Origin of the sequence: Pedobacter metabolipauper (assembly GCF_004362715.1) — a bacterium.
Taxonomy (GTDB): Bacteria; Bacteroidota; Bacteroidia; order Sphingobacteriales; family Sphingobacteriaceae; genus Pedobacter; species Pedobacter metabolipauper.
In genome coordinates, this window is sequence record NZ_SNYC01000009.1 from 50,343 (window position 1) to 74,368 (window position 24,026).

At 42.6% G+C, this 24,026-nt stretch carries 18 protein-coding genes; 5 read left to right on the plus strand and 13 right to left on the minus strand.

Going from position 1 to position 24,026, the window contains the following annotated elements; all coding sequences use genetic code 11:
- Nucleotides 1-11: 11 nt before the first annotated feature.
- The 6 genes from ATK78_RS21500 to ATK78_RS21525 all read right to left on the minus strand — a co-directional run bounded on the left by ATK78_RS21500 (nucleotide 12) and on the right by ATK78_RS21525 (nucleotide 9,348).
- A complete protein-coding gene (locus ATK78_RS21500) occupies nucleotides 12-998 on the minus strand; it encodes a glycoside hydrolase family 5 protein (RefSeq protein ID WP_133578205.1) in 987 nt (328 codons plus the stop codon).
- A gap of 14 nt (nucleotides 999-1,012) precedes the next feature.
- Nucleotides 1,013-2,236, minus strand: a complete 1,224-nt coding sequence (locus ATK78_RS21505; protein WP_133578206.1) for a glycoside hydrolase family 26 protein — start codon at nucleotides 2,234-2,236, stop codon at nucleotides 1,013-1,015.
- Nucleotides 2,237-3,295 (minus strand): cell shape determination protein CcmA, encoded by a 1,059-nt coding sequence (locus ATK78_RS21510; protein WP_133578207.1) that lies wholly within the window; start codon nucleotides 3,293-3,295, stop codon nucleotides 2,237-2,239. It lies immediately after the preceding gene.
- A gap of 22 nt (nucleotides 3,296-3,317) precedes the next feature.
- Nucleotides 3,318-4,898 carry a RagB/SusD family nutrient uptake outer membrane protein gene (locus ATK78_RS21515; protein ID WP_133578208.1) on the minus strand — a complete coding sequence of 527 codons (1,581 nt, stop codon included), beginning with the start codon at nucleotides 4,896-4,898 and terminating at the stop codon, nucleotides 3,318-3,320.
- A gap of 18 nt (nucleotides 4,899-4,916) precedes the next feature.
- Nucleotides 4,917-8,054, minus strand: coding sequence for a SusC/RagA family TonB-linked outer membrane protein (locus tag ATK78_RS21520; protein WP_243732601.1), 3,138 nt, complete (start codon nucleotides 8,052-8,054; stop codon nucleotides 4,917-4,919).
- Nucleotides 8,055-8,334: 280 nt separating this feature from the next.
- On the minus strand, nucleotides 8,335-9,348 hold the full coding sequence (locus ATK78_RS21525; RefSeq protein WP_133578209.1) for a hypothetical protein: 1,014 nt from the start codon (nucleotides 9,346-9,348) through the stop codon (nucleotides 8,335-8,337).
- Nucleotides 9,349-9,459: 111 nt separating this feature from the next.
- Here ATK78_RS21525 and ATK78_RS23070 point away from each other — a divergent pair, with 111 nt between their 5' ends.
- Nucleotides 9,460-9,585 (plus strand): hypothetical protein, encoded by a 126-nt coding sequence (locus ATK78_RS23070; protein WP_262712188.1) that lies wholly within the window; start codon nucleotides 9,460-9,462, stop codon nucleotides 9,583-9,585.
- 17 nt (nucleotides 9,586-9,602) lie between these two features.
- Here the strand turns inward: ATK78_RS23070 and ATK78_RS21530 are convergent, their stop codons facing one another.
- On the minus strand, nucleotides 9,603-10,205 hold the full coding sequence (locus ATK78_RS21530; RefSeq protein WP_133578210.1) for a sterol desaturase family protein: 603 nt from the start codon (nucleotides 10,203-10,205) through the stop codon (nucleotides 9,603-9,605).
- A 93-nt stretch (nucleotides 10,206-10,298) separates the two neighbouring features.
- Nucleotides 10,299-12,830: a BamA/TamA family outer membrane protein gene (locus tag ATK78_RS21535; protein ID WP_133578211.1), complete on the minus strand. Its 2,532-nt coding sequence runs from the start codon at nucleotides 12,828-12,830 to the stop codon at nucleotides 10,299-10,301.
- Between the two features lie 101 nt (nucleotides 12,831-12,931).
- Between ATK78_RS21535 and ATK78_RS21540 the strand changes: the two genes are divergently transcribed.
- Genes ATK78_RS21540 through ATK78_RS21555 form a run of 4 tightly spaced genes read left to right on the plus strand, consistent with a single transcriptional unit; the run spans nucleotide 12,932 to nucleotide 15,539 of the window.
- The gene (locus tag ATK78_RS21540; RefSeq protein ID WP_133578212.1) at nucleotides 12,932-13,870 is read left to right on the plus strand and encodes a ring-cleaving dioxygenase; all 939 of its coding nucleotides are present in this window, start codon (nucleotides 12,932-12,934) and stop codon (nucleotides 13,868-13,870) included.
- A 1-nt stretch (nucleotide 13,871) separates the two neighbouring features.
- Nucleotides 13,872-14,501, plus strand: a complete 630-nt coding sequence (locus ATK78_RS21545; RefSeq protein ID WP_133578213.1) for an alpha/beta hydrolase — start codon at nucleotides 13,872-13,874, stop codon at nucleotides 14,499-14,501.
- Nucleotides 14,502-14,511: 10 nt separating this feature from the next.
- Nucleotides 14,512-15,228, plus strand: coding sequence for a pirin family protein (locus ATK78_RS21550; RefSeq protein ID WP_133578214.1), 717 nt, complete (start codon nucleotides 14,512-14,514; stop codon nucleotides 15,226-15,228).
- A 2-nt stretch (nucleotides 15,229-15,230) separates the two neighbouring features.
- Nucleotides 15,231-15,539, plus strand: coding sequence for a response regulator receiver protein (locus ATK78_RS21555; protein ID WP_133578215.1), 309 nt, complete (start codon nucleotides 15,231-15,233; stop codon nucleotides 15,537-15,539).
- A 77-nt stretch (nucleotides 15,540-15,616) separates the two neighbouring features.
- Here the strand turns inward: ATK78_RS21555 and ATK78_RS21560 are convergent, their stop codons facing one another.
- The 5 genes from ATK78_RS21560 to ATK78_RS21580 form a co-directional block, all read right to left on the minus strand.
- Entirely contained in the window at nucleotides 15,617-18,082 is a 2,466-nt protein-coding gene (locus tag ATK78_RS21560; protein WP_133578216.1) for a glutaminase family protein, read from the minus strand.
- 43 nt (nucleotides 18,083-18,125) lie between these two features.
- Complete coding sequence (locus ATK78_RS21565; protein WP_133578217.1) at nucleotides 18,126-19,130, minus strand: PKD domain-containing protein; 1,005 nt, start codon at nucleotides 19,128-19,130, stop codon at nucleotides 18,126-18,128.
- Nucleotides 19,131-19,197: 67 nt separating this feature from the next.
- Nucleotides 19,198-20,589 (minus strand): discoidin domain-containing protein, encoded by a 1,392-nt coding sequence (locus ATK78_RS21570; RefSeq protein WP_133578218.1) that lies wholly within the window; start codon nucleotides 20,587-20,589, stop codon nucleotides 19,198-19,200.
- A 22-nt stretch (nucleotides 20,590-20,611) separates the two neighbouring features.
- Entirely contained in the window at nucleotides 20,612-22,357 is a 1,746-nt protein-coding gene (locus ATK78_RS21575) for an alkaline phosphatase family protein (protein WP_133578219.1), read from the minus strand.
- Between the two features lie 39 nt (nucleotides 22,358-22,396).
- Nucleotides 22,397-24,001, minus strand: a complete 1,605-nt coding sequence (locus ATK78_RS21580; RefSeq protein ID WP_243732602.1) for a DUF5008 domain-containing protein — start codon at nucleotides 23,999-24,001, stop codon at nucleotides 22,397-22,399.
- Nucleotides 24,002-24,026 lie beyond the last annotated feature (25 nt).

Below are 24,026 nucleotides of genomic sequence, written 5' to 3' on the forward strand. Positions count from 1 at the left end.
AGCACTGCATTTTATTTAACCTGTTCTGCTAACGTTCTCAATTTTGAACGGATGTATGATCCGGCTGGTGTGAGCTGATCTGCCTTCCATTTACCATTTACAGGAGCACCAGGCTTTAACAGTGCGGTGGTTTCGTCTTTATCGGTAATGTTCCAGTTTGCCCAGCTCAGCTTATTTGTTTCCATCCACTGGAACCATTTGGCCGTTTTCTCCTGATCGAATTTGCCATTACCATCAGCCTCGCCCACTCCCCATTCGGTAACAAAAATTGGTAAGCCAGCATGTATTGCAGCATCTGCCTTTTGCATTAAACGTTCCTGGTGACTGGGTTCTGATGCATAGAAATGAAAAGAGTATGCTATGTTAGCATAACCGGTAACCGGATCTTTTGCAGCTACATCTATATCCTGATCCCAGGAAGGGCTGCCAACCACAATTAAATTTTGAGGATCGTGTTTCCTGATCTCTGCTATTATTTCTATTGCATAGTTTTTAATGAGCGGCCAGGCTACACGTTCTGGTTCATTATAGATCTCATAGATTACATTGGGTATCCCTGCATATTTTTTAGAGACCTCTGCAAAGAATGCCTTTGCTTTTTCGGGATGGAGATGCGCATGGTGATCGTGCCAGTCTATGATGACATAGATCCCCAATTTGATGGCCTCGTCTGCTGTTCTGGTGATCAGCCGGGTTTGACCTACTGGATCCTGCAGGTATCCGCTATCCGGCTCGACTGCCATGGACAACCGCAGCAGGCTGATCCTGAAATCATCTTTTAGCCAGTTCACTACGTTGGTGTTATAATATTTTTTGCCGCCCCAAATACTCCATGACATACTGATTCCTCTTAATTGAGGCTCCCTATTGTTTTTATCGAGGATTTTGCCAGCACTTACCTTAAGCTGCCCATGAAGTTGAACAGGCGTATTTTTTTGTGACCATGACTGAAATGCACAGCCAATCATAAGTGCGGTTAAGAAAGCTATTTTTTTCATTGCGTTGTTTTTACTTATTTCAATTTATAAACCTGCGGCATCTTATCTGAGAACAGCACGTAGCCATCATTTTTAAAGTTAATAAAATCATTTTCTGCGGGGTGGCCTTCATAGGGTGTCCAGAATGCACCTGTGGTATTTGCCCAAACCAGTGCGTATGCAAATTCAATATTTTGATTTTTGAGGGATTTGAGCAATTGCTGGGTATACCAATCTGATTTGGTTAAGTTCTGCTGGCCCGTTTCTGTTAACGCAGCTACCTTATTGTGCGTTTTCGCGTAGTCTGATACTATTCTATACTTACCAGTTGCTACTGTTGTAGCTACACCAGCCTTCATGTCTTCGTAATTGTCGGTTCCTACAAGATCCACGTACGCATCACCAGGATAGTAATTCAGATACTGGGCTTCTGAGGCAAAGTTCCTGTCGGGCGACCAGGCATATAGGAAATTCCTAACCTGCAACTCGTCTCTCAGATAGCTTACGGTATACTTATACAGGGCAATATAATCTGCTGTGGAAGCATGGCCTGCTCCCCACCAAAACCAGCTGCCATCCATCTCATGAAATGGCCTGAATATAACCGGAACAAGCTTCCCATCTGCTCCAATTAAAGATTTTGCATAATCTGCAATGGTCTTTAGCGAGGTTTTATACGTTTCATTCGCTGCGCCGCCAGGCAGAACCTGGCTAACCGCCTGCACCGGGTTATCTGCAAAATAGAAAGCGCCTTGATTAACCGGATTGAAGTAGTGCCAGCAATAAGTGATGACACCGCCACGGTTATAAGCTTCTATGGTTAACGTTTTGGCAATGGCACGTTCATAATCGTACCATGCACCGGCACTGAAGTTTGCGATATGGATAAAATCAAACCCATATACGGCCGGGTAAGATCCGGTAACGGCTTTAACATCAGATTGCGTAGTTAAAACGCCTGCAAACTGCTGCTCATTGGCCCATTGGGCGGCAACACTGGTAACTCCGCGTTTGGTATCATCCTGATGGCCGAACAGGACATTTGTTTTAGCAATCTTCTTAAGATTAAAAAATAACGCAGCAGTCTCTTCTGTTGCATTTTTATCTGTTAACCCGCTCCGTATGGTAGCCAGGTTCGGATTTTCCGTTTCTGGCACAATGACTTCATTTTTATCTTCCGGAGCTTCTGCTTTGTGCTTACTGCATGAAAGATACAGCGCGCAGCAAAGCAGAAGTACAGCAAGGTTTGTGCGTTTCATTTATTTGATAAAGATCACATCGTCGAAGTAAAAGGCTTCATCCTGTGCATCAGGGCCGGCAATCCAAAAGCCAAGCTGTTTGAAATCACCGCCTTTTTTCCAAAGTTCCAGTGTTGCCATCGGAATCTTAAAATAGGTCCACACATTTGCTGGTATGGCAACAGGCACGGTACGGTCGGCATTGCCATAACCTCCTGCTCTTTGGTCGCCTGTAACGTACAGCGTATAGTCTGCTGATCCGCCCTTAACCCAGAAGGAAAGAAATTTATACTCCGGCATATTTGGTACACCGTTCCAGTTGGCAAAGCCATCGGCACTCCAGTTGCCTTTGTTGTAACCTGCTTTGAATGAATAGGTGCCCGACTTGGCAAATGTACTGGATACTTCTGCTGGTCCCCATGACGCATTCTCAAAACCATTGCTATAGGTATCTGTGAAGATCTTATAGGCGTTATCCAGGTTCACAAAAACCTGCGTTGTTGTAATCGGACCTGTGGAGTTGGTGATGGTCAATGTTCCGCTGGTTACCGTGGAGGCTGGAAACCTAAGCACCAGTTCCCTTTTTGATTTGGATACAATTTCAGCGGAAACGGTTGTTCCGGTAAACAGTGCTGTAGTTACATCACCCAGGTTATTTCCGGTTAACGTAAGTTGTCCGTTTGCCGAAAAGTTATAGTTTGAAACGGAACTTACCGTTGGCAATGCGATCACTTTATAAGGAATGCTGATCTGTTTGTTCAGGGTGTTGGTGATGATGATGTTTTGAGGCCCGCCTGCTGCATCATCCGGAACCCGGAAAATAATGGCATTGTCATTATTCAATACCGGATTAAAGGGTGCAAATACACTATCTTTTTCAAAAAGGATGCTTTTCATGCCACCCAGGTTGCTTCCGGTAATGGACACCACTGTCCCTGCTGCGCCTTCGGCCACCTCCAAGGCATTGGCTTTGGGATTATTTGATGCTTCTGGCTTTTGCTCCTCTTTGGTACATGCTCCAAAAAGGAGGACAAGGAATGCAAGAAATAAATACTGGCCTTTAAAATTAATTTTTTTCATGTCAAACGTATTTAGTTGATGACTAATAATAAGGAACTGCCGGTTTACCGAGTTCCGGATTGGTTAAAATTTCTGTGGTTGGGATTGGAATGAACAGATTGGCTTCTGTGCGAAGGGTTGCCTTGATGCTCTGGATCTCATGTTTACCATTAAAGCCGTAAGTTCCGCGCTCCTGGTTGTCTACGATCTGCTTTGCTTTTGCAAAACCGAGACGCTGGATATCAAACCAATAATCGCCTTCAAACGCGAACTCCACCCTTCTTTCGTGCAGGATCATGTCTGCATTCAACGAGGTCTTGTCTGCCGAAACGCCAAATCCGGCACGGTGCCTTACCTCGTTAAACGCTTTAAGTGCCGTTGCGTCTGCCGTAGATGCATTTGCTCCCAATGTAGCTTCGGCATAGATCAGCAGGACATCAGCATACCGGAGAATGTAGGTATTGATGTCCGTAGATGTGCCATTTACATTTACGCCGTTGCCTCCTGGTCCTACTACATATTTTAACGCATTGGAACGTGTGCCTGTCTTGATCTTCGTTTTTTCATCTGCGTTGGTCACATAAGTGGTATCGTAAACAAACCCATTGGGAAAGTTCACGTTTTTCCAGTCTGGTCTGGAGAACCCTTGCTCCATAATTGACCATCCTCTTCTCTTGTCACCAAACTCATAGCTGTTTAACAAGTCTATTGAGGGCAGAATTGCTGACCAGCCCGCGCCTGTTGTTGGCAATAGCAGCGTTGACGGGCCTACGTAGGCCTGGATTGGATTCCCAATGGAATATCCGCCTGCAGCAAGCCATTGCAGTGCAAACAATACTTCCGGGTTGTTATTTGCTGACGGATCGGTAAACATTTTACTGTAGTCCGGATACAAGGAGAACTTCCCTGAAGTGATCACCTCATTGGCTTTGGCCTTTGCATTTGCATAATCTTTAAGGTAAAGATAGATCTTGGCCATCATTCCCTTTGCGGAGTACTGGGTAACACGGCCAGGCTCGTCAGACGGCTGCAGGTTTGCCTCGGCAAATTTGAGATCTTCAATTGCAAATTTTAATACATCTGCCTGCAGATAGCGGGGCACGTTGAACTTACCGGTTTCGGCAAGTACAACCGGATCTGTAATGATTGGAACTGCACCAAAAACCCGTGCAAGATAGAAATAAGCCACTCCCCTCATGAAACGCGCTTCGGCAATTCCCTGTGTTAAAAAGGCCGGATCCGAAACCCTTGATTTCTTTTGTTCAAAGGTATTGATCAGTACTGTGGCGTTACCTGCAACTTTATAAAAGGCATACCAGGAGCGCGTTACCTGCTCATCGGTACCGGATATTGAGAAGTTTAAATAGGTATTGTATTTGGGATCGCCGGTATACATATTACCGCTGAGTACCTCGCCTATGGCATGGAATGCTTTATCCTGATACTCGTACCAGATGCTGTTGTATAAAAGGCCTGTTGCACCCCTTACCTGTGTGGCATTGTCATAATACGTTTCCAGTGTAGGCTCGTTTCTTGATGGTTTTTCGAGAAAGTCTTTTTTACAGGCGAACGTGAACATCAGCATTGTTAACAACAAGGCCGGATATATTATTTTCGTTTTCATTTTCATGTTCTTAAAATCTTAGAAAGTAACGTTTACACCAAAAGTGAAGGTGCGTGGATTGGGATAATTTCCGTTATCTATATTAAAGAAAGTTGCACCTCCGTTAAAAGCACCCAGCTCCGGATCATAGCCGGTATATTTGGTAAAGGTGTGCAGGTTCTGCCCGGATGCGAATACGCGTGCATTCGACATTTTTGCCTTAGCGATGAGCTTTGCCGGCAGGTTGTACCCGATGGTTACATTCTGGATCCTAAGGTAAGAACCATCTTCGACGAAACGGTCTGAAACCCTGATATTGTTGTTGTGCCATTGGTTATATCTTGGAATGGTGCCGTTTGGATTGGATGCAGAATAACGGTCTGTTACCGTAACAAGCTGGTTGCTGTACACATTGTTTAGTGCTTCTGTAGTCCGCTTGGTATAGTTGAGCACATCATTACCATAGGTTCCCTGCAGGAACACAGAAAGATCAAACGACTTATACCTGAAAGTATTTGTGATACCAAAAGTAAAATCAGGATTGGGATCACCGATAAAGGTTAGGTCTTTATCATCAATTACGCCATCAGAGTTGAGGTCTTTATATTTGATATCGCCAAGCCAGGTTCCTTTGGGATTGATCCCTAACCCCTGGTCTGCACTGCTGTTCAACTGTTCCATACTTCTGAACAAACCATCTTCCAGGAAGCCGTAAAAGCCACCTACTGATCTGCCTGGAACGGTACGGGTCAGCAATACTGCATTTCCATATTCCACATACCGGGAAATGTCTGATGTTTCACTGTTTAACGCATTTAAGATGTTCTTATACCTGGAGAATACGACATTGGTACGCCATTCAAAATCCTGGCGGTTCATGTTATACGTCGTAACAGCAATATCGAAGCCTTTATTAACCATGTTTCCGGCATTCACCACCGGCGCCTGGATGTCGTTGTATTGGGTTCCGATCCCGGTAAATACCGGCAGGGAACTGGAAAGGATCATATCTGATGTTTCTTTCTTATACACATCAACACTAACTTCTAACCTTTTATTTAGAAAGGCCATGTCTATACCCCCATTATAGGTAATTACAGATTCCCAGCCCAGTTTAGGGTTACCCACATTCTGCGGGATACCACCCTGACCAAAAGGCGCTGTAGATACCAGTCTTACACGGGTAACGTAAGCATTTGCCGTTGGTGAGTTTTGATTACCAACGGCTCCTGCTCCTGCTCTAACCTTTAGATAATTTAAGAATTTAATGTCTTTAGCGAAGGCTTCATTGGTTACTGTCCATCCTATTGATGCTGCCGGGAAATAACCAATCCTGTTATCCGGACCAAACGCTGATGAACCGTCTCTTCTGATGGACAGGTTTAGGGCATATCTGTTGTCATAGCTGTATCCTGCCCTTGCGAAGTAAGATTCCATGGCGAAGTTGCCCAGGTAAGAACCCAGGGTTTGTCCGGCTTCTCCACCTGCGCCGATTGCCGGTATATTTTGTGTTAGATTTTGCCTGGAGGCATCCAGCTGATCGTATTCCCCTTCCTGGATCTCATGCCCAAGTAAGGCGGTTACGTTGTGCCTACCAAATGTCTGGTTGTAATTGAAAAAGTTACGCAGGCCATAGTACACATTGGTTGAGCGCTGCTCTACCAGTTTACTTGGTGTTAATATACCATCTATGTATGGCTGAAAGGCGCTGTTATCACCCACGGTATAATCAAAGTTGACCTCACTTCTAAAAGTCAGGAATTTAGTGAACGACAGCTCTCCGAACAGGTTACCATATCCTTTGGTCTGGATGTTTCTAACCTCACGTGCCAATGCCAGGGCGATTGGATTTCTGACGTTACCAAAGTTATAACCACCAACAGCAACGGTTGTTGCGTATCCGCCGGACGGTGTAAATACAGGGGCTGCAGGGCTGTTTGCTGTGGCGATCGTTACAATGGCATCAGAACCATTTGTTAGCGATATGCGCTGGTTGCTTCGTGTCCCGTTGGCGCTTAAGCCTATTTTTAACCAGCTTTTTACCTGCTGATCGATATTGAAACGAAGGGATACCCGTTTAAATTCTGAACCCAGGATGGTTCCTTCCTGATCGAAATAGTTCAATGAAGTATAGTAAGTGGTTTTATCCTGTCCGCCGGAGAAACTTACCTGGTGGTTCTGCATTTTTCCCCTTCTGAATACTTCATCCTGCCAGTCTGTTCCTTTACCAAGGATAGACGGGTTTTGAAATTCTCCAATGGTTGTATAAGTTGGATTACCATCAACGGCAGCAATTTCTCCAAGCACTTCGTTGTTGTATTGTGCAAACTGGCTCAGGTCCATGATGTCCAGCTTTTTCTGAACTTCCTGGAGGCCATAATATCCTTCATAAGTAATCCTTCCTTCTCCTGCCTTACCTCTTTTTGTAGTTACAATCACCACACCATTGGCTGCCTGAGAACCATAAATGGCCTGTGCAGAAGCGTCTTTAAGAATGTCTATGCTTAATATATCTGATGGGTTTAAGGAAGCCAGCGGACTTTGTGACGTTTGACCACCCATACCACCCAGCTGATCTTGTGAGATGGTACTGCGTGTAGTTTGAAGCGGCACCCCGTCTACTACGTATAAAGGTTCATTACCATTTACGGAGGTTACCCCTCTTACCCGAACAGAAACACCACCCCCGGGTTGCCCGCCGTTGTTATTTACACTTACCCCGGCCAGTTTTCCCTGCAGGGCCTGGTCTATTCCCGAAACCGGAAGGTTCTTGATGTCTTTTTCACCAATAGAAGAAATTGCCGAAGTAACATCTGATCTTTTGGCAGTACCATAACCGATTACCACAACATCTGTTAAGGTAGTGGTTGCAGATTCTAAGGTGATGTTAAGGGTTGACCTGGTACCGACAAGTACTTCCTGCGTTTTCATTCCGATGTAAGAAAATACGAGTGTGGTGGTGTTGGAAGGAACAGTGATTGTAAATTTACCGTCTATGTTTGTTAAAGCAGAAGTAGTACCTCCTTTGATCACCACTCCAACTCCGGGCAGTGAAGTTTTCGATTCATCGAATACCGTACCCGTGATTACCCTGTTTTGTGTGTTTTGGGCCAATGCGATATTTATCGAACCCAGACACAACATGAAGAGCCAGATTGCTCGTAAAGTTGTACTCATAGTTTTTATATTTGGTTAATGATTTATTAAATCAAATTTAATGGAGAAGGCTACTGCTTTTATAATAGTATTTTAACTTATGCTAGTCATAAAAAGACTACACCAAAACACATAAAATCTTAAAATACTATAAATCAATGCATTAAATTGATTTATTACATTTTAAAATCTATGTACTTTTTTACCTAAAACCAATCAATTATTGATCAAATTATATCATCCGGATATATGTTGATCAATAATGAACCAATTAAAGACTTAATTCAAAAAGAAGCTGTACTTAATCGTTCTTTTTGCGCAGTGATTTGCTGCCGCCAATGTTATATCGAAGTCCGAATGCCTGCTGACTGTCTACTACCCCATCCACGAAGTGAAAGGACAGCGCCAGTTTACCTTCTATGTTCTTATAGATAATTGGGCGCCAGATCAGATCTGTACGGTTATATTTTTTAGCAGTATAGAACTGATCTCCAAAATTGAGGTTATGACCTTCACCACTGTAAAAGGAATTGATGATGCCAAACCTGTGGTATTCTGCATGCATTTCCAACAGTACTCCCTTTGGGGTTTGCCAATCGCCAACACTGCGTGTGCGCTCAAAGGACATGAGTCCGCCGGTGTTTAAGGTTAACGAATCCAGAAATGTTTTATCTGAAAGATCCAGTCCTATTTTAACGGCAATGGCACCGTTGTCTTCGATATGATCACCAGGAATTTCAATTGCCGGCCCTGCATTGTGGAGCATCATGGCATAGTGGGATACAAAGAAGATCCCTTTTTTATAGCGGCCGGAGAAACCGAATATGAAATTCTCCCGGTCTGTTGCAGTCTGGCGGCTGGTCCAGTCGATAAAGATGGTTTGCCGCCAGTTTTCATTTTCATATTTAACAAGCATCCCTTCCACATTTGGGCGATAGTAATTTAAGGTATCGGTAAGAACGGCCCTTGGGTAATCTGAAAGCAGGTTATGCCTCGGGAATACGCCCATGTAGAAGTTCCAGTTTTGTTTAAGAAATTCATAGTATACGACTGGATCTATCTTATTGGTAAACTTTGGCGAGCCGAATTCATGGAGGGCATTAAAGCCAACACGGATCCGGTGTGTACTGTCTAACAACAGGCCAATTTCCGGGGAGAAACGAAGTCCGAATATGGTTTGCGGATACCGGCCGGATTTCCCATACTCCCTGTTATCAGCAAAGGTGTGTATGTTTATATTGCCTTCAACTTCCTGGGCATAGATTTTATTGACTGTAATAGATAGTAAGATAATGAACAGGATCTTGATCCGCATAGGTTGTGATGTTTAAAGTTGATAAAAGTATTAGTTTTTTCGAACTTATTGAACTTTAAGTTTGTTATAGGTTTATTATTTAATTGTACTGACCATTAAAGTAAAAATGCCATGAAAAGTCCTAAGAATAAAACAGAAAAAGCAGAGATCACGGATCAGAAAAAACCTAAAGGTGCCGAGCCTGAAAATGCGACATCGGCAAAGGATGCAAAAAAGGTAAAGACGGATAAGAAATAAGGTTCTTTACAGAACGGTTATTTTGTTCTGAAGATCTTATCCCAAAAATCTGATGTTACGCCATATTTTTTGGTAGCATCATCATAGTGGTGCAGCATGTGCTGTTGTTTTAATTTTCTCCAGAATTCATTTTTAAACTGGGCATGGTGCAGCATATAGTGGGTAATGTCATAGAACAAATAACCAAGCATAAAACCAGCAAAAAAACCGTTGAGCATGAGCGGGGCCAGCAGCCATTTAAACAAATAATAAAAGGCGATTGCCAGCGGAACGCTCGCAGATGGCGGCATTACGAGGCGTTTGGCATCGTTTGGATAATCATGGTGCACACCATGGAAGATAAAATGGATCCTTTTTCCTATAGCTGAAGATGGATAGAAATGGAATATAAAGCGGTGAAGGATATATTCTGTTAAGGTCCAGAAGAAGAGCCCGAGCAGCAGGTACCCAAAGAAAGGAACAAAGCCATTCTCCTGAACAGATTCGAAACAGAAATAGCTAATTACAGGGATATATACCACCAATGGAATAAAGTAATGTACTTTTGACAAAGCTTCTAAAAGCGGACTCTTAAACATTCTTACAGATTCTGTAGAATTGGATATAAAATTCTTCTTCATCCTTATTAATTTTGATTAATTTAATAAGCCGATAAAATTAAGTCTTTTAAAATACTTTGAAAAGTGTTTTGTTTATAATTTAGTCATATTAATTTAATATCTAAATTTCATGGCGATATATGGGTACGTACCTTCTTCTGAGTTTGCGACTACAACGCGGAATACGGTTAATGATGCAGGTGCAAAATAGATCCCTCCGCCATACCCCTGGTGCCATTTGTCTGACTGTTCATTTTTTATCCATACCCGCCCAATGTCGTACAGTCCGATTAAACCAAATTGTCCGGGTAATACATAACTGATAAAATCTGCTATCTTAACCCTGGCTTCGAGGTTATTATACAGGCTATGCTGTCCGCCGAACCTAAATTCACGATACCCAAGCAGGTTTCCTTGTCCGCCTAAAAACTGCGATTGGTAAAACGCCTGTTTTCCAACGGTTACCCCTCCCCCAATCCGGTCAGAAAGGATGATCGTTCTCTTTTTATTCAGGTTCTTATAGATGGAATAAGATGCATTTAATTGCCCGATGGTATTTGAAAAGGTATTTAATCCTTTATAGGCGCTAAATTTTACATCCAGGTAGGTCCCTGATGATGGGAGAATGTCATTGTTCCTGTTGTTGTAGCTATAGTTTATGGTAATACCGGCAAAGGTTTTATCCCGTGCTACGGTTGCACTGTCTGGCGAATGCAGTTCCATCATGTTGTTGATGAGACGCCCATCGTTCTCACTTCTATTGTACCGGTAATATTGAATGGACGGGCCTGCGGTCAGGGTAGATTTATCCATGTGCCATCTTAAAGCGGGATCCAGCTGGTATAGGCTAAATCTTGCCCGGTAATACCGGATGTAATCTCCCGATTTATTGAATGTGGTCTCATTGCCCAGTCCGAAGAAGTTCTGGGAGTTTTCCGGTGCCATTGCATTGGCCTGCAGGATCAGGTCTGCATTACCGATGGCTTTATAAAACTCGCCTTTGTAACTAAACCTAAAGCCTGTTGTAGCAAAGGAATGAAGAAAAGAGAAAGAATGTGTACTTCCAATGGGTACATTTCTAAATCCGGGCTGTGTGATGGTATAGGAAAGGCCCAGCAGCAGCTTATCATCAATGTTATATCCTGCATTTAATAAGGTCATCTTTCTTTTGTAGAGGTCTGTTGCTACAAAGTGTGTATTGGAAGTATCGTTATCCAGGATCTTATGAAGCTTACTGGTGTTTCCGGTAAAGCTTACGGCTTCTTCCTTGCTGTACAGACGTACGGTACGGTTGGAATTTTCGATGTGATACTTCTTTACCCCTTCTGCTCCTATGATGCGCAGTTTAATCTTAGAGGTACTGTTGTTGAGGATCAGGCTGTCATTGCCATCTCTTACATATACGCGGAGCTCTTTGGTTACTTCAGGATTAAAGGTGCGTTTAAAAAGCAGATCCTTAACATTTCCTTCTTTTGATATTTTGCGTATGGTTACTGTTAATTGCTGACCTGCGGTATCAGAGATGGTAATGAGTTCATTTTTATTAGTGGCCTGAATGTCTACGATACGGTTGATAAAATGATAGTAGGTATTCATCATTTTAGGAAGTGCTGCGCGCCTCGCTTTCAATTCTTTTAGTAAATGATCGTGCCTTAAGGTATACCCTGGTTCTGGTAATTTTCGAAGTGCCTTTTCCAGCACGTCATCTGTAACGGCATCACAAAATGCATTAACGGTTCTTGTCCACTCGTCTTCGCTGATCTGTGAGAACCACCTGCTGTAGATTGCTCTTCCTTCCCAAAAAAACCAATTGATATTTTTAAGTTTCCGGTCATATCCCTGGATCATCGGCAGCAGCCAGGATACCTGGGCAGACCTGGGTATGATGCCCTCAGTAAGGTAAAATACCTGATCCCTATCCCTGGGGATGGGAATATAAGTGATCCCATCGCCTCTTTTTTCTGGTTTCCATCTCCATTGGTCTTCATGCCGGTCCCAGTCTCCCAATAATGCATCCATTGCTTTAGCCCTGAGCAATGTTATCCCATCATAGCTATTGTCTGAATTTTCATTCAGCTTTCTCAGCATTTTCTCAGAATTATCGGTATCACCTACAGGTTCTCTTTCTTCCAGAAGGCACAGGGTATTTTCAAACATCTCTGAGAACTGTCCAAGCTTTGCATCGGGGAGTACCCATCCGATCATTGGATCACTGTGCGGCACTTTTACCGCATCGGCCACAATGGGTACGATCAATGCGGCAAATGGGTTCTGTGCAGACATATTATCTTTGATGGCGGCTCCGGCAAAGGTTTTCCTGAATACTTCCGGCAAAAGTATTTCCGGATATTTTTCTACACTCCGCAGCACCCATTCTTTTCCGCTTCGATCAACAAGCCGGAGGGAATGTGACTGATTGCCCCCGCCCCGCTGTGTTGGTGTTAAGCCGCCTTTGATCTCAGATATTTTAATGATGGGTACTTTCGTATCCATTGCATATTCCTTTCTATAGTTTTCTCCGAACATGAATCGGTGAAACTTGCCTACACTGTCATATTTAGGATAGATCCTGACGGATATGGAATCCTGAGCATACCCGAAAGTGCTTAATAGCAGTAAAGTAAGGAGAAGAGTATATTTTAGCATGAGTTAACGATCTGGACATAAAGCTAATCATTTCTTATTCTATGGTAAGATTTTTGAAAAAATATAGGTTTAGATTTGTGGTGTTATTAAAAAATTGAATTATGAAAACTGAAATTTTAGGCCTGCACCACATTACTGCAATTGCAGGGAACGCAAAAAAAAACCATGATTTTTATACCCGCATATTGGGTTTAAGGCTGATTAAAAAAACAGTGAATTTTGATGATCCGCATACCTATCATTTTTATTATGGTGATGAACAGGGTACGCCGGGAAGTATCTTAACCTTTTTTCCATGGGAAGGAATTACCGCCGGAAGAAGGGGCACCAGGCAAGTTACAGAAATTGGATACAGTGTTCCTAAAGGGAGCCTTGCTTTCTGGCAGCAGCGCTTTGAAGATAATAACGTTACCTATAATAAACCGGCAGAGAAATTCGGAGAACGCTATTTAACGTTTCTTGATCCTGATGGATTAAAATTTGAACTAACCGAGGTTAGTACTCCGGATCAAAGGGCCCAATGGACTACTTCAGAGATCAACACTGATCATGCGGTACATGGTTTTCATCATGTAACCATAACTACCAATAAAATGGAGGGTACTGCTGCTGTGTTGACTTCTATATTTGGATATAAACCAGACAAAACAGAAGTTAACCGCTCCCGTTTTGTGACTGATACTGTTGAATATGCGGCCATTGTTGATCTTGTTGAAGCACCTGGTGAAGCGATAGGTCATGTTGCAGCAGGATCTGTACACCACGTTGCTTTCCGGGTAAAAGATGAAGAGACCTTAATGTACTTCAGAGATAAAGTGGTGGAAATGGGATTGAACATTACCGAAAAGATTGACCGCAATTACTTCTTCTCTTTATATTTCCGTGAACCAGGTGGTGTACTTTTTGAACTGGCTACTGACAATCCCGGATTTACAGTGGATGAGCCGCTTGAAGAGTTGGGCAAAAACCTGAAACTGCCTGCTCAATATGAAAGCAGCAGAGCGGAGATTGAAAGCATTTTACCTAAATTAGATCAATAAGATGTATACACACATAAAAGATATTGTAACGGCAGGTGTGCCTGTAAAAGACGCCGGCAAGGCACTTATACTGCTTCATGGCCGCGGGTCTTCTGCGGAAGACATCATCAGTCTGGGCAAACATTTAAAACTTGACAATGCTGCTGTTTTTGCACCACAGGCTACAAACAGCAGCTGGTACCCTTATAGTTTTCTTTCGCCGGTTGCTGAAAACCAGCCGGCTTTGGATTCTGCATTAAGTGTGCTTAAAGAATTGGTTGCCGAAATTATTGAATCTGGTATTCCGGCAAACAAGATCTATTTTGCCGGGTTTTCACAAGGTGCCTGTTTAACACTGGAATATATTACCAGAAATGCAGTTCAATATGGCGGTGTTGCCGCATTTACGGGTGGTTTAATTGGTAAAGAGATCAATATGAACAATTATAAGGGCGATTTTAAACAGACCCCAATATTGATTACAACCAGTGATCCTGACCCGCATGTTCCATTGAGACGTGTTGAGGTTACTGAAGGTCTTTTAACAAAGATGAATGCGAAGGTAAACCTGAAAATATATGCCGGGAAAGCGCATTCCATCAGTCAGCCTGAAATTGATCTGAGTAACACACTAATTTTTAACAACGCTTAATTTTATAAAAATGGGACAGACCATATTACATAAGGCAGATACCCGTGGAGCTGCTGACCATGGCTGGCTTAAAAGCCACCAGACCTTTAGCTTTGGGATGCATTACAATCCGGAAAGGATCCAGTTTGGTGCATTGCGGGTTCTTAATGACGACCGTGTTACCGGTGGTGGTGGTTTTGGTGAACACCCGCACGACAATATGGAGATCATCTCTATACCGTTACGGGGTTCACTCCAGCACGAAGACAGCATGGATAACATTGCTGTAATTGAACCCGGAGAGATCCAGGTAATGAGTGCAGGAACAGGAATCTATCATAAGGAGTTTAACAAAAGTAAAATAACAACGGTTGAATTTCTGCAGATCTGGTTATTTCCAAACCAGCGCAATGTAGAACCCCGGTATCAGCAGATCAGTTACGAAGCCCTGATGAAACCCAATGCCTTTACCCAGATCTTATCTCCCGATCAGCATGATCAGGGGGTTTGGATCTACCAGAATGCCTGGTTTAATATTGGGAAATTTGAAGCTGGAAATAAAATAGACTATAAATTAAAAAACAAAGAAAACGGTTTATATGTATTTATAATTGAGGGTGATGCCCTTGTAAATGACCAGATCTTAAATACCCGTGATGGCTATGGCCTTTGGGAAACTGATCTGGTTTCTATTACATCGACCACCGTCTCGGAAATTCTATTGATGGAAGTTCCCATGAACTTATAAATATGATGAAACAGACAGAGATCTTAGTCATTTGTACACACCAGGAAATCCTGAATACGATTGTGAGGCTGATCAACTCTAACAGTGAGCTGCATGGAATTGGTGCAAATACACTTGAACAAGCCATTACATTGTTTAAGGCTACGGCATTTGATATGGTACTGGTTGGTGCCGGTTTAGCGGAAAACGAAGAAACGGAGCTGGCCGGTGTGGTTAATAAATTAAGTCTTGCAGTACCGGTTGTACATCACTACGGAGGCGGCAGCGGACTTTTGTTTGCAGAGATCTACCAATGTTTGGGTAAGCGGTAATCCATTGACATTAACCCATTGAAAAGGGGCATATAATTTTCATTATATGCCCCTTTATTGCGTTTCAATAGCGGGAATTATTTTTTATTCCAATTCATTTCAAGCATTTTAATGAAATATCCACCAACTACACTTCTTGCCTGAAACCCTGTCATTTTACCGGTTGTTGTTTCGTGCCAATCTGATAGTGGAACCCTTGATGGGGTTTCTACAGCAAATTTATATACCGGGGCTATCAGTGCCTGGAAATCGGCATCATTATCAGCAAGTACGGAAGTCCAGATGATCCAGTCTGACTTGGTATATGTTCTGCGGCTGTCTAATGGCAGACCGTAAGGATTTTGTTTGGTCAGGTAATATTTAATCTCTTTGGTATACACTTCTTTAGGGAACAGGTTTAAGCCCAAAAGCTTATCCCAAACCATGTTATACTTTTGGCTCCAGGTTCCTTTTTTGTCAAATGTTAAGGCATAATGATCGCCATCATCAGCCATGGTCATCCATTTCAGGGCCATTTCTTTAGCCATTTTGGTATATTTTTCTGCTTCTGCAGTTTCACCCAATTGTGCGGCGAGCTGTCCGTAAGCACCCAATGCAACAATAGCCTTAACGGATAAGTTCGAGTTTCTGGCCAGGTGACCGGCGAAATCATCGGTACACAATTGATTGCCGGGATCAAATCCTTCTTTACTCAGGTAATCTGCCCAGATGCTTAATGTTTTCCAGTGTTTGCGTGCATATTCTGCGTTTCCTTCTGCTTTAGCAATTGCTGCGGTTACGATCAGCATGTTGCCTGATTCTTCTACAGGCATATCTTCGCCATAGGTTTGGCCATTTGCCAATGGATAGGTTCCCAGGTCATGGGCTGCAAATGGTTTTTTCCATTTACCGCTTTCGCTATAGGCAAAGATGCCATTTAACAGGCCTTTAACCAGATCCGGATTATAGGCCAGAAACAATGGAGCAGAAGGATAGGTAATGTCAACGGTATAGATAGATCCATTACTAAAATTCTCTTTGGACATAAACAACAGATCGCCTTCCGGACTTTTTACCAGTTTATGCGCAGCTATTGCTTGTCTGTATCCTAAAACACAGAGTTTGGCATATTTTTCACCACCTGCAGACGCTGCATTTTTGTACATGGAAACGTCAAAGTCGTTGCTTTTTTTGATTACCTGGGTATATTCAGCTGCCGCTTTACCCAACTCACTTTCAAAGGTTTTGGTTCCATCATTGTTCCATAAAGCTTTTAAGTTCTTACCAAAATATTGAACAGATTCAATGTCGTCATATCCAACCATCACATACTGTTGTTTTGCAGCAACACCTACGCTTCCAAATGATAACACTGTATTTAATGCCAGTTTAGTACCGGTCATGGTGGTTGGCTTTACTATTTTATTGGTCTTGTTGAATTCAGCAACGGCATCCTTCTGAACACCTGCATATTGAATTGCCTTATTGGCTGCAGGAGTTGCTATGTACATATATCCCCAGTCAATTCTTAGATCATCTCCTCTTTTTTTCAGAATGGGTTGTTGCGTTGTTCCCGCTTTAAGTACGGATAAACCGGGTGCTTTTACCGCTTCGGCCTTAACTTCCTGGCTTGGCGTGTTGACTGCGATACTGGTGGATGCACTGAACAGAACATCTACCGTATGCGCTTTTTGATCATTCGATTTTACGCTATAGGTGATGTATGATATTGGTCGCGACACCATATGAAGGTCGTTTAACAAAAGCGGTGAGGTAAAGGTTACGGAAAGGTCTGCCGCTCCGGCCTTAAACTCATAACTGGTTTGTGTAGCGGTGATGTTTACACTTTTCTGTGTGGCAAGCATAACCGGATCTGCAACTGGTGCTTTACTTACGAGGCCGGCGTCTAACCATGCACCACCTGCAGTATTTGCGATATGAATAGCGAGCACATTTTTACCTTTTTTAAGGCTTTTTAGTAGGACTTCTTTTACCGGAACATAGGTGAACTTGTTATTGGTCCACCCTACATGTTTGTAGATCAGGCTTCCGTTAATATATACCTCCACATTATCATCGTGATTTAATTTTAATGAAAGGTCCTTCAAATCCGGATTGGTCAGTTCGAATGTTCTGCGGACCCAAAGGTTTTTAGATTTCCATTCTGTTTTAGCAAACTGGTCCAGATCACCAAATGGGGCAGCACCTGATTTCCAGTCGCCGTCTGCATATTCCACGTCTTTCCATTCGCCTGTGGGAACAGACTCTGAGTATTTAAACTGGTAAGCCTGGTCATCTGAAGCCGGAAGAACATTAACATAAGCCTGTTCTGTATTTCCCATAAAGCGGTACGATTTACCGTCCACTTTAATAATGCCCAGCAAAGACTGCTCTGCACCTGTCCAGTGTTTAGTGACCGACTGGTTTAGCTGATCATTATCAGACCAGATGCTAAAGTACGTATCGTGAGTAATTAAAGGATAAGAGGGTGCTTTCTTTTCTTGCGCAATTGCGGCAAAACTACATACAGCGGTTAAAAATAATAGGAGGTTTGTTTTTTTCATTTGTGTGCTTTATTTGCGTTTGTTCTATTTGCGTAAAGGTGTTTTAGTTGATCTTATAAAGACGCCATTCACTGATTTGAAGCAGGTCGTTATTACCCTGGTTCTTAGTGATGTTTAACCGATAGTAAGTATAAGCTTTTGTGTTTTGAACTGCAAATAATCTCAGCATCTTTCTGCCGGTAAACTGTTCATCCCTGGTATCCAGCAAATCCCAGGTTAGGCCGTCTTCAGAACCCAGCAGTGTCCATTGCTGCGGATCTCTTACCTGGGCATCATCACCAGAGGTAATCCCGTATACTTTGACCACTTGTGGTGTGGTTAGTACCTGCTGCGCATACATTCCTTTAAAGGCAGACATCAAGAACTTGGTATTGATGTTATTATCAATGAGCTTTAGCGAACCTTCACCACCAAAAGCACCGGAGTTATTATCTTTCGAAACGATCAGGGTTGATCCGATGGTTACATCCTGAGCTACACCGAAGTCGGTAACCAGGCGCTGGACGGTTGCGGTTGATCCCTTGGCTGTTTTTGCTTCTAAGGTGACCAAACGTACAGATCCAGCAGGAACTGTAGTTATTGGAGTGGCTTCTGTGGAAGTTGTTTTATCTTCAAATGTCCATTTAAAAGTGGTGTAAACTGTCGGTGATGACACATTCAGTTTTACTTTACCCGCACCCTGGTTAACTGCTGCAAAATTTAAAAGAAGATCTGGATTTAACTTCAGGAAGATTTCGCTTTGCGCTTTATACCCGTCGCCATTTTCTACAGACAACAGCACGCGGTAGGTACCTGCGCTTCTGAATGTATGAATGGGCGAGAATTCTGCAGACACACTATCGTCTCCAAATGTCCATCTTATTTTTTTGCCGTTTACAGAAGCGTTTTTAAATTCTAAGGTATAGGCATCACTTTCTGACACCGGGGCAACCGTAAATTTTGCTGTTGGTTTCGGCTCTTCGGGAACAATGGCAATGTCTTCATTTTTACTGCATCCCAGCGTTAACGCAAGCAGGCCGATCAGTGTTATTTGATATATATTTTTCATCTCTGTACTATTTTAAGATCGTGTTATTTCCAGGTCCGGCAGCGGGGCTGCCGGGCCTGGAAAAGAATTATGGCATTTTGATTAAACGGAACTCAGACAATTGGAAAACGGTTCCATTTCTTAAGGCGGTTATATTGATCCGGTAGTGAGTATAGTTATTTGCGTTAGAAAACTCATAACGCCTCATTTCTTTACGATTAGGTGTGTTTATACCTGTTCTTTTATCCAGGATTACCCAGTTTGCCCCATCATTAGATCCTTCAAACTGCCAATCTTTAGGATCTCTATCCTGAGCGTCATCACCTGTGGTGAGTGTATAGGCCTTTACATTTACCGCAGTTGGATATTTAAGCTGGATCCATATATTCGGCCTCATATCTGCAAGGTATTTAGTACTTGGATTTCTATCGATCACTTTTAGTGAACCTTCAACGCCGTTAGGGCCTGCTCCATTTTCCGTAGACACAGACAATACGGAATTATCATTAGTGATGTCTTTTTCGGAGATATTAACCGGATCTATAAGTATAACCAGGTTATCTTTATTTACATCGATGAGGTTTCTTGTGGCGTCGCTAAGTGTTACAGATACCGCAAGTCTTTTGGTAATATTGGCATCAACCAGCGCCATTGGTAAGGTTAGATTAAAAATTCCTTCTTTCTGATTAACCGGGAAGCGAACGAGCGTATCCAGCGAATAAGTTCCGGCAACCAAAGGAACGGTATTTGCCGGCAGCAATCCATTCGTTACCAACGTTTTGATGGTATCTGTATTTAAGCTCAATTTTACAGAGAAGGCTGCACCTTCTGAGGTGCCGTTCAAGGCTACCTTTATTGGGATTACTATACCTGCAGAAGTTACATTGTAATTCCTGGCTGTTGCCGAAGGCACCAGTAATCTTCCGTCAACACCACTTTCAATGGTTAGGTAGTGGATATCTGTCTCACTAAGAATCGTTTTGGTATCGATTACGACGATAAAAGTTTCTTTCGCGTTATCTACCAGGTTGCCTTTACTGGGCGTCGCTAATTTAATGGCAAATGCAATTTTTTTACCATAGTTCTTTTCGATGATATTGATACTTAATGCAACTTTGAATGTCGTTTTATTTACACCATAAGGCACGCTGATCACACTTGGAAAGTTAAAGGTACCTGTAGGAAGCATCGCTACGTCTTTAAGCGTTCCATTGGCGATCAGGGTTTTGATCGTGTCCTGGTTATCCCTTAAGTCTATTTCAAATGCATTGTTTGATGGTGAAGACAGCATGACCTCAAGATCCATAGATACATTACCCACTTCCTTAACTATGGCACCAACCTGGGTGCTTGCCGAGAGTTTAACGGTTCCGCCTGCTGCAGTCTTAAAATCCTCCAGCTGATCTTCTTTACAGGAAGTTCCAAGTATAGCCATTAAAGCCACCAGGCCCATCAGCATTTTATTTTTAATCATTTTCATGTTTTCCAATTAAATAGTTAAATTATTGATCCAGCCAAACCCGTCCGTTAAGGTTCCAGCTTTCCTGGGTCGGTATCTTAAACCAGCTGAGCAATTGTGTAGCAACGTCCATATTTCTGGGAACCAAAGCACTGATATTTGAGGCTGAAGGTGCGCAGATCAGGTCGCTGAAATTACTCCACTCATAATTGCCTTTAAGGATGAAGTTATTACCAGAGTATCCAAGATCTGCCAATTGTCCACCCGATCCGTCTGTAGCTGGCCAATAACCCAGCAGGAATCCATAATAAGGATGGTCTTCTGATACATCGGTATCACAGGCAAACTTTTTAACGATGGTATCTGGCAGTGCTTTTCTCCAGATGCGGATGTCCGTTAATGTAGCATCCGGTTCACGGTGACCATTTCCAGGAATATAACCAAGTGTTAGCGGACTGTTGTTATTGAGACTTCCAAAAGAAGTAATTTCCATTTCATTGTTAAAATTACCATCGGTAAAGGTCCTTACAAATCGTTTACCATCACGGTTTACGCAAACTACACCAAGTGTATTCCAGTTGCCGTTGCTTAGGTCGCCGCCTCTAACCTGGCTTGTTCCGGATGACTTAATACCCCTCAGGTTAAACATCCAGAAGTTATCTTCTATAAACACAACCCAGCCTACAGTTGGTCCGCCGCTTGACCACTCTGGTCTTTTCCCTAAAATGGACGGATAATAGAAGCGGTAGTTGTTATTTGGACCGATATTTTTCTTCACTTTTATTTCTAATGTAAATTGCGTGGTATCACCGAAATTAAAGTCACCAGAGTTGGTGACCTCTGCTTTCACGTTCTGACCATAGATTCGTACTCCCCTGCCATTGTACTTATTACCCAAATATGGCTTACCAATAAACCGTGTTTTATATTTTGGGTTATGGATGATGGTAAAAGTATTGACCTTTGAATTGCTAAAGACCGTTTTATCATCCAGCTCCGGAGGTGTTGGATAGTCGCCGCCGTTATTGGAAACTACAACGACCAGCCAATTTTCAGTGGCATACCCTGGTCTGCTTTTCATTGCGGCAAGCACTTCGCCTACCTGGGTATCAAACTTGACGATTGCGTCTTTATATCCTGCTTTGCTTACATCATATCCGCTTGTTGCCCCCGCTTGATTAACTTCTTTGAACTGTCCGACTAAAAAAGAAGCGGTATCTGTTTTCAACGCATTTACAAGGGCCGTTTTAACACCTGCATCTGTACCTGGCACTTCACTCAGATCTACATCCTTAGATAGTTTTTCTTTAAACAAGGCTGAAGATGCATAAGATACGATCCTTGTATTTGGTCTTGCCTTTTTAATACGGCTGAAGATCAACGGATAGTTCTCGAATTTGTTGGCGGTAAAATCATTACCGATTACGCCATGCTTATCTTTTTTAACTCCTGTAAGCATATCTGCCCAGTTCGTACCTTCCTGAGGGTTTTCCTCATCGGCTACTGAGTTCCATGAATAAATGGATGCAGGCAGCATCGACGTAAGTACAGGTGTTCTTGCATCTCTTACGGATGTTCCCCTGGCGCCGTCTACGATGAGCAGGATTACCTTTGGATTTCCAAATGCAATGGATACGCTGTCGCTATATTCCTTATCTGAAATCTTAGTTTCAAAGTCTTTATTACATCCCGTCATCACGGCTCCGCAGAAAATCAGCAGCGCTGAGAACGTTGACAGCATTGAGAATGCCGAACGTCTTGAATATAATATGAATGGATTTGTTTTCATCTTTATATGATTAAATTTCTTATGATTCCTTTTTAGCAATTATTCTATGATCAGACGTATGATGTTTGAAACCTGCAGGTTATCAAAACGGTTGAAAGAACCGATCAGCAGCAACGCTCTTTTTCCATCGGCTGATTTGGTTTCTATCACATGAGATATGTTACCATTAAATATTCCGGTAGCATTATAGCCTGGTGCGAGTTCTCCATTTGCCTTCAGGATCATGAAACCATTGCGGGTATACTCTCCATATTTTTTAAAATCGCCATATACCACGATCAGACCATCACTAAGCTGAGAGGCACCGCGAACAAATCCGCCGGTAACTGCTTTTGGAACAAAACTATTGTCGATCGTTCCATCCAGGTTAACCATGGCCATAGACTCTGAAACAGTTCCATTATAGGTTTTAAACCGTCCGGTAACCATGTATTTTTTAGTGACCGCACTGTAGGTCACTTTTCCAATCTCTACATTCGTACCTGAACCGGGGTTAAAGCCGGGGTCTTTTGTTCCGTCTGGATTTAAGCGGGTAATGTAATTGGCTGGTGCATCATCGAATGTGGTAAAGGATCCGAACAACAGCAATTTACCTGCATTTGAACCATCTGTATGCATATAACTGGTCACATTTCCATTTCCTGCTGATAAACTTTTGTTTGCTGCGATATTGAAACGATAGGATTTATCTAAACTTCCATCCCCATTAAAACGGATCACCTGGCGAACTTCTGTACTGTCAAGAATGATGGTATCCTTTGTCTGGTAAAAGTTAGATTTATCATAGGTACGTTTCACATAATACCTGAAATTTCCTGTACCAATTATTTTATCCTGGTAGTTATACAACCTGGTGATCGAGCTGTTGGTACCGCCATTAAATCTTGGAAAATATTTGATGGTATCTGGCTTTGGAACTGGCCTGAATGTTTTAATACCCATCGTATCAATGCTTCCATTGGAGTTTATCCGGGTAATGTTACTGATACTTTCTGTTCTTTGGTTATAACCGCTAAAGCTTCCGCTAATGATGAACTGGTTTCCAAGTGGAACGATCCCGTCCAATGGGCCATTGGCTGCATAACCAGAACGCAGTGTACGGTCAATATCACCATCAAGTGAGGTCCTGACAATCCGGTTTATAGGTACAACAACTCCTTTGTTATCGTAATTGGTAAAGCCGCCTACAAAGTAGTATTTTCCTTCAGGCAATTCCAGATATTGATTAATCTCTGCATTTGTTCCGTTTATTACCCTAAAGGTTGGGTCAAAGGCAATCAGTCCCTGAACTTTAAAGATGGGGCCGAATATGATCTTATCATCCACCATTACCGAGGTAACACCAGAACTTGCATTATTTGGCACCTTAGCCTTAATTCCTGTGGTGGTTACTTCGAGTACTTCTGCAGGTTCTCCGTTAAACATAAACACCAGTTTATCTTTATACGGGAGTAATCCTGTAGCGGCAACCTGCACGGTACTTCCCGGCAGCCCTTCTGCAGGCACAGGCAATTGTGTTTCATTTATTTTAATGCCGAGGGCTTCTTTTCCACCCTGGTAAGGAGGGTCGAATACTTCTTCTGTTTCTTTGCATCCGGCAAGAACCAGCAGGAGATACGCAAAAACTATAATTCTAAATTTCATATGGATTGGATTAGATCTGTCAATT